We start from the raw sequence: 241 nt of genomic DNA, 5'->3' as shown, positions 1-241 counted from the left end.
CTGTTACGCGGCTGTCACGACGAGTACCTGTGGTGACTTGGATGGCTTGATAGCCATCTACATCAGTATTTTTTACTTGAGTAATGCGGTTAGCACTGATCTCAACCACTGTTACAGGGATAGATGCGCCTGCTTCAGTGAAGACACGGGTCATGCCGCATTTTTTACCGACTAAACCGATCGCCATTTTAGACCTCTTTATATCTTATATTAATGGGTTGGGTGTTTATGTGCATTAACC

At 44.4% G+C, this 241-nt stretch carries 1 pseudogene; it reads right to left on the bottom strand.

From position 1 onward, the window contains the following. Positions 1–187 (bottom strand): annotated as a pseudogene (gene rplC, locus AAEZ02_RS23345) (50S ribosomal protein L3); the annotation flags it as partial. Positions 188–241: the final 54 nt, after the last annotated feature.

The organism is Shewanella sp. T24-MNA-CIBAN-0130 (assembly GCF_040310185.1).
Classification (GTDB): Bacteria; Pseudomonadota; Gammaproteobacteria; order Enterobacterales; family Shewanellaceae; genus Shewanella; species Shewanella psychromarinicola.
The sequence above is the reverse complement of the archived record's forward strand: the minus strand, read 5'-3'. Positions and strand labels throughout refer to the sequence as shown.